This window comes from Shewanella sp. S1-58-MNA-CIBAN-0166 (assembly GCF_040310085.1).
GTDB lineage: Bacteria > Pseudomonadota > Gammaproteobacteria > Enterobacterales > Shewanellaceae > Shewanella.
Map to the genome: position 1 here is coordinate 203184 of NZ_JBEOPN010000001.1, position 15557 is coordinate 218740.

The 15557-nt window shown below is 42.5% G+C and carries 15 protein-coding genes; 8 read left to right on the forward strand and 7 right to left on the reverse strand.

Annotated features, from left to right (window positions below):
• Positions 1-61: 61 nt before the first annotated feature.
• The gene (locus AAEY99_RS00940; RefSeq protein ID WP_101084909.1) at positions 62-511 is read left to right on the forward strand and encodes a tellurite resistance TerB family protein; all 450 of its coding nucleotides are present in this window, start codon (positions 62-64) and stop codon (positions 509-511) included.
• 11 nt (positions 512-522) lie between these two features.
• Here AAEY99_RS00940 and yjeH read toward each other — a convergent pair whose 3' ends face one another.
• Positions 523-1806: an L-methionine/branched-chain amino acid transporter gene (yjeH, locus tag AAEY99_RS00945; RefSeq protein ID WP_351008600.1), complete on the reverse strand. Its 1284-nt coding sequence runs from the start codon at positions 1804-1806 to the stop codon at positions 523-525.
• A 173-nt stretch (positions 1807-1979) separates the two neighbouring features.
• On the opposite strand from yjeH, the gene AAEY99_RS00950 reads away from it, so the two are divergent.
• Entirely contained in the window at positions 1980-2408 is a 429-nt protein-coding gene (locus tag AAEY99_RS00950) for an Lrp/AsnC family transcriptional regulator (protein WP_101084907.1), read from the forward strand.
• A 48-nt stretch (positions 2409-2456) separates the two neighbouring features.
• Here the strand turns inward: AAEY99_RS00950 and AAEY99_RS00955 are convergent, their stop codons facing one another.
• Positions 2457-3290, reverse strand: a complete 834-nt coding sequence (locus tag AAEY99_RS00955) for an HDOD domain-containing protein (protein WP_192114018.1) — start codon at positions 3288-3290, stop codon at positions 2457-2459.
• Between the two features lie 220 nt (positions 3291-3510).
• Between AAEY99_RS00955 and menD the strand changes: the two genes are divergently transcribed.
• Genes menD through menE form a run of 4 tightly spaced genes read left to right on the forward strand, consistent with a single transcriptional unit; the run spans position 3511 to position 8751 of the window.
• The gene (gene menD, locus AAEY99_RS00960) at positions 3511-5250 is read left to right on the forward strand and encodes a 2-succinyl-5-enolpyruvyl-6-hydroxy-3-cyclohexene-1-carboxylic-acid synthase (RefSeq protein ID WP_192114017.1); all 1740 of its coding nucleotides are present in this window, start codon (positions 3511-3513) and stop codon (positions 5248-5250) included.
• Positions 5250-6062: a 2-succinyl-6-hydroxy-2,4-cyclohexadiene-1-carboxylate synthase gene (gene menH / locus AAEY99_RS00965; RefSeq protein WP_351008603.1), complete on the forward strand. Its 813-nt coding sequence runs from the start codon at positions 5250-5252 to the stop codon at positions 6060-6062. The genes menD and menH overlap by 1 nt, the downstream gene beginning before the upstream one ends.
• A 2-nt stretch (positions 6063-6064) precedes the next feature.
• The gene (menC, locus tag AAEY99_RS00970) at positions 6065-7159 is read left to right on the forward strand and encodes an o-succinylbenzoate synthase (RefSeq protein ID WP_351008605.1); all 1095 of its coding nucleotides are present in this window, start codon (positions 6065-6067) and stop codon (positions 7157-7159) included.
• The gene (gene menE, locus AAEY99_RS00975) at positions 7159-8751 is read left to right on the forward strand and encodes an o-succinylbenzoate--CoA ligase (protein WP_351008607.1); all 1593 of its coding nucleotides are present in this window, start codon (positions 7159-7161) and stop codon (positions 8749-8751) included. The genes menC and menE overlap by 1 nt, the downstream gene beginning before the upstream one ends.
• Before the next feature lie 257 nt (positions 8752-9008).
• Here menE and rpoH read toward each other — a convergent pair whose 3' ends face one another.
• From rpoH to ftsY, 4 genes are all read right to left on the reverse strand, one after another.
• Positions 9009-9866 (reverse strand): RNA polymerase sigma factor RpoH, encoded by an 858-nt coding sequence (rpoH, locus tag AAEY99_RS00980; protein WP_011635768.1) that lies wholly within the window; start codon positions 9864-9866, stop codon positions 9009-9011.
• Positions 9867-10110: 244 nt separating this feature from the next.
• Positions 10111-11076, reverse strand: a complete 966-nt coding sequence (gene ftsX, locus AAEY99_RS00985; protein ID WP_101084901.1) for a permease-like cell division protein FtsX — start codon at positions 11074-11076, stop codon at positions 10111-10113.
• Positions 11073-11762, reverse strand: a complete 690-nt coding sequence (ftsE, locus tag AAEY99_RS00990; protein WP_101084900.1) for a cell division ATP-binding protein FtsE — start codon at positions 11760-11762, stop codon at positions 11073-11075. Before ftsE ends, ftsX begins: the two co-directional genes overlap by 4 nt.
• Positions 11763-11765: 3 nt before the next feature.
• The gene (gene ftsY, locus AAEY99_RS00995; RefSeq protein ID WP_351008609.1) at positions 11766-13559 is read right to left on the reverse strand and encodes a signal recognition particle-docking protein FtsY; all 1794 of its coding nucleotides are present in this window, start codon (positions 13557-13559) and stop codon (positions 11766-11768) included.
• Between the two features lie 181 nt (positions 13560-13740).
• On the opposite strand from ftsY, the gene rsmD reads away from it, so the two are divergent.
• Both rsmD and AAEY99_RS01005 read left to right on the forward strand, forming a co-directional pair.
• Entirely contained in the window at positions 13741-14340 is a 600-nt protein-coding gene (gene rsmD, locus AAEY99_RS01000; protein WP_351008612.1) for a 16S rRNA (guanine(966)-N(2))-methyltransferase RsmD, read from the forward strand.
• A gap of 4 nt (positions 14341-14344) precedes the next feature.
• The gene (locus AAEY99_RS01005) at positions 14345-14644 is read left to right on the forward strand and encodes a DUF1145 domain-containing protein (RefSeq protein WP_101084897.1); all 300 of its coding nucleotides are present in this window, start codon (positions 14345-14347) and stop codon (positions 14642-14644) included.
• Between the two features lie 81 nt (positions 14645-14725).
• Here AAEY99_RS01005 and AAEY99_RS01010 read toward each other — a convergent pair whose 3' ends face one another.
• A complete protein-coding gene (locus AAEY99_RS01010; protein WP_101084896.1) occupies positions 14726-15289 on the reverse strand; it encodes a NapC/NirT family cytochrome c in 564 nt (187 codons plus the stop codon).
• Positions 15290-15557: the final 268 nt, after the last annotated feature.

The following is a 15557-nucleotide window of genomic DNA, read 5'->3' on the forward strand; positions in this document are numbered from 1 at the left end:
TCGCTTGGGATTAGCATTTTTGCTAGCATAAAAATGAATAGTAACATTGGACAGAATAATTATGATCGCCAAACTAAAGCAATTTCTCCAATCGCATACTCAAGAAAGTAGCCCAGAAGAGAAACAGAAAAACCTCAACCTGGCCGCGGCAACCCTATTGCAAGAGGTTGTGTACGCCGACGAAAATTTGGCTGCTGCTGAAGCTGCTTTACTGCCCGAAGTGCTCATCAGCACTTTAGGCATTAACCCAGAAGAAGCGATAACCCTTATAGAAGAAGCAAATCAAAGCCGTAAAAATGCCACGTCTCTATTTGAGTTTACCGCCGAAATCAATGCTCAATTTAGTATTGATGACAAACAAAAATTACTGCTGTCAATGTGGCAATTAGCTTATGCCGATGGTGAATTGTCGCAATATGAAGACCAAATTATTCGCCGTACAGCTGATTTACTGCATTTAAAGCACAGTGAACTGATTCAAATGCGCAATATCGCCATGGAAACTCGCTAAATAATAGCCAATTAGCCTTGGCTATTATTGAGTAAATACTTACGCGTAAGATGAGCTTTTTGCCACCACATAAAAGGGGCGATAACCAACACCAATACAATGGCGTAAATCATATTACTGCCAAGCGCGATGCCCAAACCAACACAAAACAAACAACCTGCAATCACTAATGGTAGATACCGCTTGCTGAGTAACTTAGCTGCAGACAACATCGCCAATAAGTAAATAATCACAAACACGCCATTACTCCAAGCGATTAAGTCTTCTAATTCTTGAGTGCTATAAAAGGTCACGATGATCACCACCGCCATAGCCCCCAAAATGGCAAACAAGGCTCTAAAGGGTACACCGTGTGGGTTTAATTTATCAAAATAGCGCGGTAAAATGCCTTCTTTACTGAAGCTCCACAATAAACGCGCGGCGCTAGCAGCATACACATTCACGGTTGCTAACCCGCTGGCGATACCTAATACTCCGATGATATACGCGCCATATCCACCCAAAAAGGTGTTTGATAACAAATAATCAAATGCCGATATCATCGCTAAGCCGTCACCCTCGGTTGGTACCATTAGCAATAAAAAAGTACAGGCTAAATAAATAACACCCACTAATACGGTGCCCATCATCATTGCAGGCAGCAAATCTTTTTCGGGTTGGCGAAAGTCACTGGCAAGATGTGTCATGGCCTCAATGCCTAGAAAACTCCAAAAACCAATACCCATTGCTAGCATCACCCCACTAAACTGCGGATGACTGCCATGCGCAAAGGTTTGTAGCTGATCGACATTTAACCCGCTGGCGCCAAATAATATTGCGACTACCGATACAATCAACAAGGTTAATGCAAACTGTAATTTTGCCGACACCTGAATACCTTTAATATTCAGCAGCAATAACACAACCACAATCAATAACTCTGCGACTAATTGACCTAGCCCAGAAATCGATATTAATGCTTCTAAAAATTGAAAGGTCATTAAAATTGCAGCAGGTGCACCAATGGGGATCACTAATAAAAAAATCAGCCCAATTGTTCGGCCTGCTGTAGCACCAAATGCTTTTTCAATAAAGTAAGCTGGACCCGCTGCATGCGGGAATCGACTCGCTAACAAACCAAATACTAATGCGACTGGAATAATGGCTACCGTTAATAACAACCATGCTAATAGCGAACCTGAGCCTGCTACCTCTATGGTCATTTGCGGTAAAATAAATACCCCAGTGCCTAGCAATGTGGTGGCCATTAAGCCAGCGCCTTGCCAGCGTCCTATTGTTGCGGTCATTTGATTCATTATCTTATTCTTACTGTGATATATTGCGATATTATAAGGCCAAACAGTAAAACATTCTGCGGGTTAATGAGCTCAAGTTGCTTTGCTAAACCGACAATATGACGGATAAAAGGCAACTTTCCGTCATAATGACAGTATGTAGGTGTGACACACAATTATCGGGATATAAATCATTGGATAAATTTGATAAAGCGATTATAAACGAATTACGCCACAATGCTCGACAGAGTATTTCGTTTATTGCTGAGCAAGTGAATTTATCGCGCAGTGCTGTCACCGAGCGAATTAAGAAATTAGAACAAACGGGGGTTATCCGTGGCTATCAGGTTTTACTGAGTGAGTCGCAAAAACAAGGCGTGTCGGCATACTTTGAAATTCAGCATCGTTGCGCCCGTTGCGCCGAAGTCATCCATATTTTCACCACCATACCGGAAGTGATAACTTGCCAAGGCATTACCGGCGACATGGATTTATTGGTTTATGTGCATGCCAATTCTATGCAACGATTACATGAAATCCGCGAATTTATTGATGCTCAAGCTGACATCGTCAAAATTAAAACCCATGTGGTTATGAGCGAATGGATTAACAATCAAGCCTAAAAAAGCTCTGTATAGACAGAGCTTAATGGTTAAGTGTGTTAACTGTAACTAAGCTAATTGCTTACCTATTTCTAACCCTTTACCTCTTAACTCGATGAGCTTCTCGGCTAATCCGGCCATATCCATTTTGATGATACCGGCTTTGTGATTCGTTATATCTGCCAACCAAGCGGTAAAAGATTCGTCATCGCGTTGATCATCCCAATGGGCAAACACCTCGTGCGACAAATAGATAACGGCAGCCAGCTTAGAAACCGGCTTGGCATTAAGCGGTGCGCGTTGATGCTCGAGCCCTTGCACTAAAGAGGGAGTAAATTTCCATGCTTTAGCTAATAGAGCACCAACAGAGGGTGAGTCGAAACCTAATAAGCTCGTTTCAAGCTGTTGCTTATCAGCCCCTTCAGCGACAGCGGCTCTGATTTGTGCTGCGACCGAAGGCTCAACAACGGCAATCAGTAAATCACCAATATTGTGTAAAATTGCGCACGTAAAAGCTTCATCTGGTGCAACGCCACAACGTTTGGCTACTTCTTGTGAATACAGGGCGACCTCAAAAGTCTCACCCCAGAATTGGGCGAGATCAATCCCTTCAGCATTAGGAATTGCACCAATAACCGCAGAAGCAATCACTAACGTCCGCAACGTTTGCATGCCTAATCGAATCACAGCTTCGTCAATAGAACCCACTTCACGACTGCGACCAAAATGAGCTGAATTAGCTAACCTCAATACTCTAGCGCTAATAAGAGGATCTTGAGCCACTTTGGCTGCAATACTCTTTACGGTGGTATTTTCATTATTAACCGCATCTAACAATTCACTAACCGCTTTGGGTAAGCGAGGTAACTCATCAACTCTTTTTAATAATGCAGCAGATTCCATATTCCGAGAGTCCTTGTTATTATTTTTAATACAATAAATAAATCATATTAATAACATTAGCACAACATAAATAAAGCAAGAGAGGATGAGGCTGATATTTGATTGTAGCCTTAACAACTTATTTCGCAGATTTTGGATAAAAATCTGCGCTAAATCTTAGATATAACGCTAACTTGGCGTTACACTAATATTCGTTTATTTATTTGTAATATGAGCCAATATGCAACAACAGACCAGCGCCGATATGAATTTGTTATGGGGTCAATTGATCTTGGAAGAGCTTGCACGCTTAGGGGTTAAGCATGTGTGTATGGCACCAGGTTCTCGCTCAACTCCGCTAACATTGGCCGCTGCTAGTCAAACCCAGCTCACTCGTCATATTCATTTTGACGAGCGTGGTTTAGGGTTTATGGCCCTTGGATTGGCAAAAGCCAGCAATGCGCCAGTCGCCATCATTACCACCTCAGGCACCGCCGTGGCCAATCTTTATCCAGCCATTGTTGAGGCGTGGTTAACCCATGTGCCGCTGATTATTTTATCTGGTGACAGACCACCAGAGCTGATTGATTGTGGTGCGAATCAAGCGATAATTCAGCCCGCTATTTTTGCTCAATATGCTAAACAAGTTAACTTACCAACGCCTGATCTTGGTTATCCGGCTAATGCATTATTGAGTACTATCGATCATGCTGTAGCTAACCAACACCAGCCGGTTCACATAAACTGTATGTACCGTGAGCCGCTATACCCAACAGAATTGGTGACATTGGCTCACGTAAAAAAAACCGCGAGCTTTACAACTGCAACCTATCTTGCACCATTAAACCAGTGGTTTGAAAACACTAAACCACTGACGCGCTATGCTAGCCTAACGACTGCAGAGTTACCCACTACAGACACCTTAATGCGCTTTGTTCACGGTAAAGGCGTGATAGTGATTGGTACCTTAGCTCCTGAAGATAATCCACAGCAAATCGTCGCGTTAGCACAGAAGCTTGGCTGGCCAGTATTAGTTGATGCACAATCACAGTTGCGTCAGCATCCAGGCGTAATAGGCCACGTTGACCAGTTATTATTAAACCCGAAAGCCAACAAACAACTCGAGCAAGCTGAGCGGATATTAGTCTTTGGTGGGCGTTTTATTTCTAAACGTTTACTTCAATATATTGCCCAACAATCTTGGCATAGCTACTGGCATGTAAGTAAATACGGCGATCGTTTAGACCCGAGCCATCAATCTAAAGAATTTTATCAGGCAAGTGTTCAAGCGGTATGCCAATTACCTTGGCCACGCTCATCACAAGCCAACTGGGCATTACAATTATTACCGCTGAATGAGTCATTGGAGTCGCTGTTTAAACAACAAATCGACAATACAACCTTTGGTGAAGCCCAAGTTGTGCGTGCCATAGCATTGGCTCAAACAGATCAACATATACTGTTTATCGGTAATAGTTTACCTATCAGGCTCTACGATATGTACGCACCAATTGCCACCAATACACCGGCAATTTATACCAACCGAGGGGCATCGGGCATTGATGGATTAATTGCAACCGCTTGTGGCGTAGCCGCAGACAAAAATGCATCTACAACCCTAGTGATGGGCGACCTATCCTGTTTGCATGATTTCAATTCTCTGGCACTGTTAAAACAAATGACTCAACCATTTGTGCTGGTTATTATTAATAATGATGGAGGTAATATTTTTAATCTATTACCTGTACCCAATGAAAGCCTGCGCAATGATTTTTATCGATTAAGCCACGGTTTAGAGTTTGGTTATGGCGCTGCTATGTTTGGTTTAGCCTATCGACAAGCAGATGATATTGAGTCGTTTAATCAAGCGTATCAAGAAGCCTTTGAGTTTAATTGTGCCTCAGTGATTGAAGTCAATGTCAGCCCAACTCAAGCCAGCGACCAAATAGCACAAATCAGTCAATGGGTGAAACAACACTAATGGTAATGATCAGTCGCTTTGGCCAACCACAATTACCAGCATTATTAATGCTGCATGGTTTTTTGGGTAGTAAAGACGACTGGTCTATTTTAATGCCACGTTTAAGCCAATATTTTCATTGTATTTGCATTGATTTACCAGGCCATGGCGCTAACGTAGACACTTTAAACTCACCGGGATTACACCAAGCGGCAGAGCTTATTGTGAGTAAAATGCATAGCATGGGTTATATGCAGTTTCATGTATTGGGTTACTCACTCGGCGGACGGATAGCGCTGCATATTGCAGATGATTATGCTGATTCGCTCTTGAGCTTAACGCTCGAATCCGCTCATCCAGGCTTGCAAGATGCTCAGCAACAAGCCGCGCGAGCTAAAAGCGATAGTATCTGGGCGAAAAAACTCCAGCATATGCCCATAGCGGACTTTCTCAGTCTTTGGTATCAACAAGCGGTTTTTAATGACTTGCGTCAATCTCAAAAGCAGCAACTTATTGCAATACGCCGCAGCAATGATCCACAACGCTTAGCCAATTGTTACATAACAACGTCTCTTAGTTTGCAGCAAGACTGCCGCACTGTACTTGAGTCGCTAACGTGTCCATGTCATTTTATGTATGGGGTTGATGACAAAAAATTTGCTCAGGTGGCTATAGATTGGCAGGCGACACTGGCAGAGTCTGGTTTAGGCACTTTGCAGTTACATCCTTTGCACGCCGCAGGACATAATATTCACAGCCTGCATCCTCAATTGTTTACCGACACCTTACTGGGGTTATTGTGCTTAGATCCGTTAACGGATCCAAAGGAGTAACAATGTCATCAGATAACTCAACGATAACCAGCTGTACTCTGTATCAATATCAAATTGAGCTCAATCCTAGTTTACCTGTAGGCATACAACGAATTGATTTTCGTAAAGGGTTAGTGCTTGCTATCCAGCTCAATAATCAACAAGTGGCTTGGGTTGAAATTGCCCCATTATCAGGCCTTGATATTGATAGCCAACCAATAACAGGGTTTAGCCAAGAGTCGCTTGATGAGGTGACATCACAACTGTTGTCAATATTACCGAGCTTGATCGATCAACCCTTAGCGATTTTAGCCAATATTGCCGAGCAGATGTCGCTGCCATCATTGGCATTCTCATTGAGCTTATTGGATGCAAAACTAACCCATCGATTGCCTGTTCGCATCGAAAATCCACAGACTCAGTTAGCTGTGGTGCCATTACTTTACGATGGAATGTCAGCACACGTTATTACTCAAAAGTTACAGACACTGACCAGCATCAACAGCGTAAAAATTAAAGTCGCTCAAACCAGTATGGAAAGCGAAATCCAATTTATTTATCAAGTGCTGGCAATCGCACCTCACGTAACATTACGCTTAGATGCTAATCGTGGTTTTAGTCTTGAACAGGCTATCGACTTTTTAGCGTGTTTACCAAAACACAAAATTGAATACATTGAAGAGCCATGTATTAACCCCAGTGATAATGCCCAAATACACCGGCAATTAGGAATAAAATATGCTTTAGATGAGTCATTAAATTCATCTCAATTTGATCTCGATTTAGCATTACAACAACCCGGCTTAGGCGCATTAATTATCAAACCCATGTTATTGGGTTCGCTGGAAAAATTGCAAAACATGATTAGCCAAGCTCATCTTGCTGGTGTGCGCGGTATAGTAAGTTCAAGCTTAGAAGCTGACCTCGGTATCAGCGACTTACGCATAGTGAGCCAGGCACTAACACCAGATGAACCACCAGGCCTTGATACATTAAGCGCCTTTGGCAAAACCTTGCTGTTAGCCACCTCTGGGTTATCTCCACGGCTAAATCATCAAGTGTTGCAATTACTGACTCACATCGGCCAACCACAAGACTCAGGCGAGGCTGATATATAATGATGTCACCTTTGCATCAAGCAGCATTAAATCATCCAGATGCTATTGCTATTGAAAGTAGCCATAAAGCCGTCAATCCGAGCATCACTACTGGTAATAAGACTTGCAACAATACTTGCCCCACGACTCGCGTCAGTTATGCTCAGTTAAGTGGTTTAGTTCACTGCGTAGTGCAACAATTGCAATCACAAGGTGTTAAGCATGGCGATATTGTAGCTTGTGTGTCACACAATAATATTGACATGATTTGCCTATATTGGGCATGCATTGATGCGGGATGGATATTTTTACCTTTGTCACCTCGATTGGCTGATGTGCAGATTAATCAGCTTATCAAACGCTTTGAGCTCCAATGGTTATGGACCGATAACGTCAGCAGAAAAACCGCAATTGAGATTGCCTACTGGCTCGATATTGAACTGCCTCAAAAAGTAGATCAACTAAGCAACCAAGCTGTTGAGGTATCACCGCATCAAGCTTCCAATATTATTCTCACATCTGGTTCAAGTGGAACACCCAAAGCTGCGGTACATTGCTTAACTAACCATTTGAGCAGCGCTAAAGGGGCTGCAACGTTTATTGCTTTAGCCCCGTCTGACACTTGGCTATTATCGTTACCACTGTTTCATATTGGTGGGTTGGCCATTATCCATCGTTGCACTTTAGCTGGAGCCTGTATTGTATTGCGAGATCCCGCATTGACACTGGCCGAACAACTTGCAAGTAGCCATATCACCCATGTGTCATTAGTGCCAACCCAGGCGATACAGATACTCCAGCAACATCCCGCGGCGTTTACCAATGTAAGCGCATTACTGTTGGGTGGCGGAGCCATAGAACCGGCTCTTATTGATGCACTACAACACCTGCACATTAACGCTTACACCAGCTATGGTATGACAGAGATGAGCTCACAAATTACCACCGCTAAAGCCAATTTATTAGGCCATCATGGTTGTCCTTTGCCTTCAAGACAACTGAGGTTGAAAGACGGGGTAATTTGGGTAAAAGGTGAGTGTTTATTTTTAGGCTATTTAACCGACCAGGGGTTAAGCTTGCCATTAGATGATCAAGGTTGGTTTTGTACCCACGACAAAGGACTATTAGATCCAGAGGGACAACTGAGTATTTTAGGCCGCATGGATAACATGTTTATTTGTGGCGGTGAGAACATTCATCCAGAACAACTTGAAGCGGTGTTATTAACCCATCCTAATGTCGCACAAGCAATTGTATTTGCCTTAGACGATACAATTTTTGGCCACTTACCTGCTGCCATTATTGATTATTGTGTCGTAGACAATAGTACTAATGCAATTGAACTCGAAACCGTTAATGCCAATCCAGTTGATTTCGAGACTGTTAACATGGAGGCTGTTGACTTAAAGACTGTTGATTTAAGAGCCATTGATGTCGACAACATTAACCTGCAGCTGAGTCAGTTAGTTGAATCAACACTGGCGCGTTTCAAGCGGCCTAGACAATTTTTTGGTTGGCCAAAAGACGTCGTCACCAGTGGTTTAAAAGTGCCAAGAAAAAGCATCATCAACGCCATTCAAACCCAGATAGACGCAGCAAAAATAGCACCATAATAATATTGATTGCTCAACAACGCTTAACCATCGGTGGCTTCGGGCTTATTTGATGGCACTAAACTCGTTTATTCGAAATTGGCCTATACGACATTGACAGGCTCTAAAGTGAATGGGTCTACATTGGATTGACCTCAGTTCAACATCAATGAGTGCTGATAAAGTTTCGCAGCCAAATTATCAAATTATCAAATTTAAGCCATAAAAAAACCTGCCGTAGCAGGTTTTAATCTATCAAAATCGAATACGCTGGAGTGTTACTCCATACAAGATTTAAGCTTGTTCATGGCATTCTTTTCTAACTGTCTGATTCGCTCAGCCGATACTTCATAAGTCGATGCAAGTTCCTGCAAAGTCACTTTAGTATCATCTAACCAACGCGCACGTAATATATGCTGACTACGTTCGTCTAAGGTTTTAATGGCCGATAATAAACGTGTTTGAGAGTCTGCTTCCCAATTGGCATGCTCAACCTGATCCGCCACATCTGAAGAATGATCTTCTAAATATAATGCTGGGGCAAAATCATGATGATCGTCATCGCTGTCATTGGTTAAGTCGAAGGCCGGATCTTGGGCTGCCATCCGTGATTCCATTTCGGTCACATCAGCTTTCGATACGCCTAAATTCTCTGCAACCATGGTCACTTCAGCGTCACTAAACCAACCTAAACGCTTTTTAGACTTACGAATATTAAAGAATAATTTACGCTGTGCTTTCGTGGTCGCTACTTTCACGATACGCCAGTTTTTCAACACGTATTCATGAATTTCAGCTTTAATCCAATGCACCGCAAAAGACACAAGGCGAACACCAACATCGGGATCGAAGCGTTTAACCGCTTTCATCAAGCCAATGTTACCTTCTTGAATAAGATCTGCCTGTGGTAAACCGTATCCTGAATAACCTTTCGCAACATGCACAACAAAACGAAGATGCGACATAATTAATTGCTTTGCCGCTTGTAGGTCGCCATTTTCTTGTAAACGCTTGGCGATGTCGTACTCTGTATCGGCGTCCAGCATATTGATGCTGGTCACAGACTGGATGTACGCTTCTAGGCTACTAGCATTATGCGGAACCGCCAGCGCCATTGATTGCGTTTGATAAGTCATTCGCTCTCCTACTACATTCAAAAATATATTTCAGCTAACTCGGTACGATGATTCTGTACGATGAATAAGGTCTCTTGGTTCACAACACAAGAGAGCTAACTCGATTTAGCCGATAAACTATCAACTATATGACATCATATGTCAAATAAGGTTCTACTAGATGAACATTTTTACCGCAAGGCTATCGCAATGCAAGTGAACAAACGTTCATTATTAAGGCTTAAGCTTCATTATACGCCTGCAATTATGACGGTTCAATGCTACGTAAGTGTTGTCGTACAGATAAATATGAGCCAAACCAGCCTAAGAATGATGCCAATAACACCAGTTTAATCAACTCTGAAAATGTTAATGACTGGATGGTTAATTCACTGCCATATAATCCCAGCAACTCTGCTAAGGCACCATCGAGATACCACACTAACACATTAATAATGAGCCAAGCCAAAATGCCACCGATGACCCCATACCAAATTCCAGTATATAAAAACGGACGTTGAATAAAGGCTTCGGTTGCACCCACTAGCTTCATCACTTCAATTTCGGTTCGACGGTTCATAATCGCAAGCCGAATGGTATTGCCTATTACTAATACCACCGCAAGAACCAGCAAGGCAGCAATGGCCAACACGGTTTTTTCAAGTAATTTAAGTAATGCCTGCAGACGCTCTAACCATTCAATATCTAAACGACCAAAGTTAACTTCGGATTCACGTTCTAATTTTACCAGTAACTCACGCGCCCCTGTGGGACTAGAATACTTAAGCGAAGGCGTTACCGTAACGACTGCAGGTAGTGGGTTTTCATCTAAATATGACAACGCCTCACCAAAACCAGATAAGCGTTGAAACTCTTCTAATGCTTGATCGCGACTAATATAAGTGACCGATTCAACCTCGCGGAATGCTTTTATACGCGACAACAAACTTTGAATGGATTGCTCACTGCGGCCTTTATTAATAAATAACGAAATTTCAGCGGCACTGTTCCAAGATTGAGTGATGTTTTCAGCATTTTTTACCAGTACCTGCAATGCCGCCGGTAAACTTAAACTCACGCCCAATACTGCCATGGTCATAATGGATGAAACAGGGCTGCGCCAAAGTTCTCCCATACTCGACATGCCTTGTTGCACATGGCGAATAAAAAACATCACAATACGACCGCTTAAAGGTAATTTACTCTGAGTAATATTCACTTTTTTACTCATCGTATTGTCTCCCCACCAGCAGTAGAACGTTCTCCACCGAGCATACGTCCTTCACGCAGAGTAAAAGTGCGATATTTCATGCGCGCAATAAGGCCTAAATCATGGGTGGCAATTAGCACGCTAGTACCCGAGTCATTAAAAGCTTCGAATAAGCGTAAAATATCCATCGATAATTTAGGGTCTAAGTTACCCGTAGGTTCATCGGCCAACAACAGTGGTGGCTTGTTAACAATAGCACGGGCAATGCCGACTCGTTGTTGTTCACCACCCGACAGCATTATCGGCAAATGCCGTTCTTTGCCATATAAACCCACCATGTCGAGTGCGCCAGCAACACGCTTACGAATTTCGCCATGGGTGAAACCTTCGATCACTAACGGCAAAGCAATATTGTCAAATACGGTTTTATCCATCAACAAGTGATGATTTTGGAAGATCACCCCAATATTGCGACGTAAATAAGGCACATGTTTTGGCCCTACATTGGCAATGTTATGCCCATTAATAGACACCTTACCTGCCGTAGCACGTTCAATAACCGTAATGAGTTTGAGCAAGGTACTTTTACCCGCACCAGAATGGCCGGTTAAAAAAGCCATTTCACCTTGTCGAAGGTGAAAGTTGACATCCATAAGGGCCTTTTGGCCTCCAGCATAGATTTTACTGACCTGCTCAAATTGGATCATAAATTATTGGTCCGTTTTATCCTGGCTAAATAATGCTTCAATAAAGTCATTGGAGTTAAAAGTACGCAAATCATCAATTTGCTCACCGACACCAATATGACGAATAGGAATAGAAAACTTATCGGCAATCGCAAAAATCACCCCGCCTTTGGCGGTACCATCTAATTTACTGATGGTAATCCCCGTCACGCCAACCGCTTCTTTAAACAATTGTGCTTGGCTAATAGCATTCTGACCAGTGCTAGCATCTAGCGTTAGCATGACTTCATGAGGCGAATCTGGGTCGAGTTTTTTCATCACTCGCACGACTTTTTTCAACTCTTCCATTAAGTGACTTTTGTTTTGCAAACGTCCCGCTGTATCTGCAATTAATACGTCTACTTTACGCGCTTTAGCGGCTTGTAAGGCATCGAATATAACTGAAGCACTGTCTGCGCCAGTATGTTGGGCCACGACCGGAATATTATTGCGTTGTCCCCACACTTGTAACTGCTCAACGGCTGCTGCGCGGAAGGTATCACCGGCTGCTAACATGACAGATTTACCTTGGCTTTGGTACTGTTTAGCCAGTTTACCAATCGTGGTGGTTTTACCCACACCATTGACACCAATCATAAGAATGACAAACGGGCCATTGGCGTTATCGGGAACTAAAGGAATGGCTACCGGATCGAGCATTTTTTGCATTTCTTCACGCATTAAATCATAAAGTGCTTCTGCATCTTTAAGTTGCTTACGTGATGCATGCTCGGTCAGGCTTTTAATTAATTTATTGGTGGTTTCGACACCCACATCAGCGATTAACAATTGTTCTTCGAGTTCTTCAAATAACTCATCATTAATTTTTTTACCGCGGAATAAGCCAATGAAACCAGAACCAATATTCTCGCTGGTGCGCATTAAGCCACGTTTTAAGCGGGCAAACATACCCTCTTTTTGTGGTTTAGCTTGCGGTTCATCTTGTTGTGCTAACTCAATAGACTCTATCGGTGCTTGTTGCTCGGCTACTTGTTGCTCGGCAGCCTGTTGTTCTGCTAATTGCTGCTCTGCTAATTGCTGTGCGGCTAGTTCTGTAGCTAAAGCTTCGGTTGCTAAGGCTTCAGCTGCTAACGTTTCTGCAGCAGTTCGCTCCGCATCGACACGGCCTTGTTCTGCTCGTTCATTGTCGATACGCTCTTGCTCAAGACGCTTCGTTTCTAGATGAAGCTGTTCAAGACGAATCTGTTCAGCACGTTCGGCTTCTAAATGTTCAGTTTCTAAACGCTGAATCTCTTGTGCTTGCTTTTGTTGCTCAGCCTGCTCAGCAGCTAGCTTTTCTGCAGCAATACGCTCAGCATCGATACGGGCTTGTTCTACTCGTTCACTGTCGACACGCTCTTGCTCAAGACGCTTATTTTCTAGATCAAGCTGTTCAAGACGAAGTTGTTCAATACGTTCGGCTTCTAAGCGTTCAGTTTCTAAACGCTGAGTCTCTTGTGCTTGCTTTTGTTGCTCTGCCTGCTCAACGGCTAGCTTTTCTGAAGTTAAAACATCAGCAGCTAACTTATCCGCGGCAATACGCCCAGTGTCGATATGCGCTTGTTCTGCGCGTTCGCTTTCGAGACGTTCTTGCTCAAAACGCTCAACGTCTAGACGCGCTGTTGCTTCAGTTTGCTTTTGCAGCTCAGCTTGTTGGGTTTGGTCAGCAGACTCTGTTGCAACTTCATGTTCCGCATCAATATCGAGTTGTTGCTGTTCTTCAACTTCAGGGACGGGCTTATCTTTACGAAACCAGGAAAAAAAACCTTTCTTTGCCATGTTTGCTACCAGTATTTATATGCTTAAAAATTCAGTTGAAGCCGTTTGTTGCATCTCTAACCAGTAAAATGATGAATACTCACATTTAATCACAAGTTTGATATAAAATAACGGCGGTTCAGATTGTGGCATAGTCTACCACTTTCTATTTTCTTTGTTCAGGCAAAATCACGAGGGTGAGATGGCTAAAAAAAATACCAGCAGCGGTCAGGTGCGGATTATTTCAGGTCAATGGCGATCTCGTAAGCTACCGATCCATGATCTTGAAGGTTTACGCCCAACAACTGATCGCGTCCGCGAGACCTTATTTAATTGGCTTGCCAACGATATCCGTGGTGCCAGAGTACTCGATTGCTTTGCCGGCAGCGGTGCTTTATGCCTTGAAGCTTTATCCCGTTATGCCAGTTTTGCTACCATAATTGAACTGCAAAAAAATGCTGCTCATCAGCTGAAACAAAACCTTGCCACCCTGCAATGTCAAAATGCACAGGTTATTAATGCCGACAGTTTACAAGTGCTTGCTAAAGGCACACCCAGTGGTTTTGATATTGTGTTTATCGATCCACCGTTTCGTAAAGATTTAGTAAACAAAACCATTGAGTTATTGATGCAACATCAATGGTTAAACCCCAATGCACAAATTTATCTCGAAACCGAATCAGAATTAACCTCAGTCAATGTGCCAGCAACCTGGGTTGCCTTAAAAGAAAAAAAGGCAGGTCAAGTATGTTATCGACTGTACCAATATCAGCCGAACAATACCGAATTATCGGCCGATTAAGTTAATGCCTATATCAATACACGATATTATACTAATTGGTAAAACGGCCACTTTGTCGATGTGGTGTTTGGTGGCTTACGGCTTGTTTATTTTCAGCCCTGATGTATCGCTGTTTATTAATACGTTTGCCTTTATCACCGCAGCAATGCACATGCTATTTGTGCTACTCACACGCTTAAAAAATTTCCGAAACAGTATACCTGCGGCACATTATCGGGCGATTTTGCTGTGGGGAGTATTTGCACTATTTGAGCAACATCATTCACAGTACGCTAGTCCGCTTGTTAACCGCAGCAACAAATAATAAAAATGACGATTATCTGAGACATTGACATAAAAAAACCTCGTTATTTAACGAGGTTTTTTAGTTAATAACATCGGCACATTACTTTTTAGGATAAGGATGCGCGACACCTTTGTGACAATCGACACAGGTCTTTCTATCTTCTGGTGCTTTTTTAAAGTTCATACTGTGCATTCTTACGGCCATTTTCTTCATCGTATCTGGCTGATCTTCATAAATACGAGTGTGGCAATGCCGACAGTTAGCCGAATCATTACCGCGGAAGTATTCTAATGCTAAATCAGCTTGTTCTTTACGGTTTTCATCTAACCATTCTTGCGTCATAAAGCCATCAATGGTCATCAAGCCAATAATGTCTTTAGAAACAATGATTTTTTTAACTAAATAATCAAATGGGCCATGTGGTAAGTGACAATCTTGACATTGTACTGTGACACCTGCTCTACCACCACCATGGGCTGACGCCATAACCTCTTCTCTTAACGAGTGGTCACGGTGACATGTCATACAAAAAGCATCGCTACTTGTTGCATGTAAAGTTTGTTGTGTTGCGAAATAACCTACGACACCCACAATTACACCAACCACAATAAGGGCAATAATCGAGTACTTCGCGCTTGGTTTAAATAGTGCACGCCAGTTCATTGTTCAATCTCCGTAATAGCAAAAAAAGGAATTTCTAATATTTATAAGTCTAGTTTAGGATTATTCGAAATTATAAAATTGATTTTAGTCGCCATTTTGAGAATTGTTTATCTAAAATATGTCTAAAATGCGAGCTAGATCTCGACTTTTGCACATGCCGTACCGAAATAATGATCAATTACTGGATCAGGTCAACGAAGTGGCCAATAAAGATAACGTTGAGTAAAAGAGTGAACTTGTCAGTGTCCAAATTTGTTTTTGATTTTAT

Bases quoted from the DNA above. Each gene is read 5' to 3' on its own strand.
- rsmD (WP_351008612.1), top strand. From the start codon at position 13,741: ATGGCTAAAAAAAATACCAGCAGCGGTCAGGTGCGGATTATTTCAGGT.
- ftsX (WP_101084901.1), bottom strand. From the start codon at position 11,076: ATGAGTAAAAAAGTGAATATTACTCAGAGTAAATTACCTTTAAGCGGT.
- AAEY99_RS01005 (WP_101084897.1), top strand. From the start codon at position 14,345: ATGCCTATATCAATACACGATATTATACTAATTGGTAAAACGGCCACT.
- AAEY99_RS00955 (WP_192114018.1), bottom strand. From the start codon at position 3,290: ATGGAATCTGCTGCATTATTAAAAAGAGTTGATGAGTTACCTCGCTTA.
- ftsE (WP_101084900.1), bottom strand. From the start codon at position 11,762: ATGATCCAATTTGAGCAGGTCAGTAAAATCTATGCTGGAGGCCAAAAG.
- yjeH (WP_351008600.1), bottom strand. From the start codon at position 1,806: ATGAATCAAATGACCGCAACAATAGGACGCTGGCAAGGCGCTGGCTTA.
- menH (WP_351008603.1), top strand. From the start codon at position 5,250: ATGGTAATGATCAGTCGCTTTGGCCAACCACAATTACCAGCATTATTA.
- menE (WP_351008607.1), top strand. From the start codon at position 7,159: ATGATGTCACCTTTGCATCAAGCAGCATTAAATCATCCAGATGCTATT.
- menD (WP_192114017.1), top strand. From the start codon at position 3,511: ATGCAACAACAGACCAGCGCCGATATGAATTTGTTATGGGGTCAATTG.
- rpoH (WP_011635768.1), bottom strand. From the start codon at position 9,866: ATGACTTATCAAACGCAATCAATGGCGCTGGCGGTTCCGCATAATGCT.
- AAEY99_RS01010 (WP_101084896.1), bottom strand. From the start codon at position 15,289: ATGAACTGGCGTGCACTATTTAAACCAAGCGCGAAGTACTCGATTATT.
- ftsY (WP_351008609.1), bottom strand. From the start codon at position 13,559: ATGGCAAAGAAAGGTTTTTTTTCCTGGTTTCGTAAAGATAAGCCCGTC.
- AAEY99_RS00940 (WP_101084909.1), top strand. From the start codon at position 62: ATGATCGCCAAACTAAAGCAATTTCTCCAATCGCATACTCAAGAAAGT.
- menC (WP_351008605.1), top strand. From the start codon at position 6,065: ATGTCATCAGATAACTCAACGATAACCAGCTGTACTCTGTATCAATAT.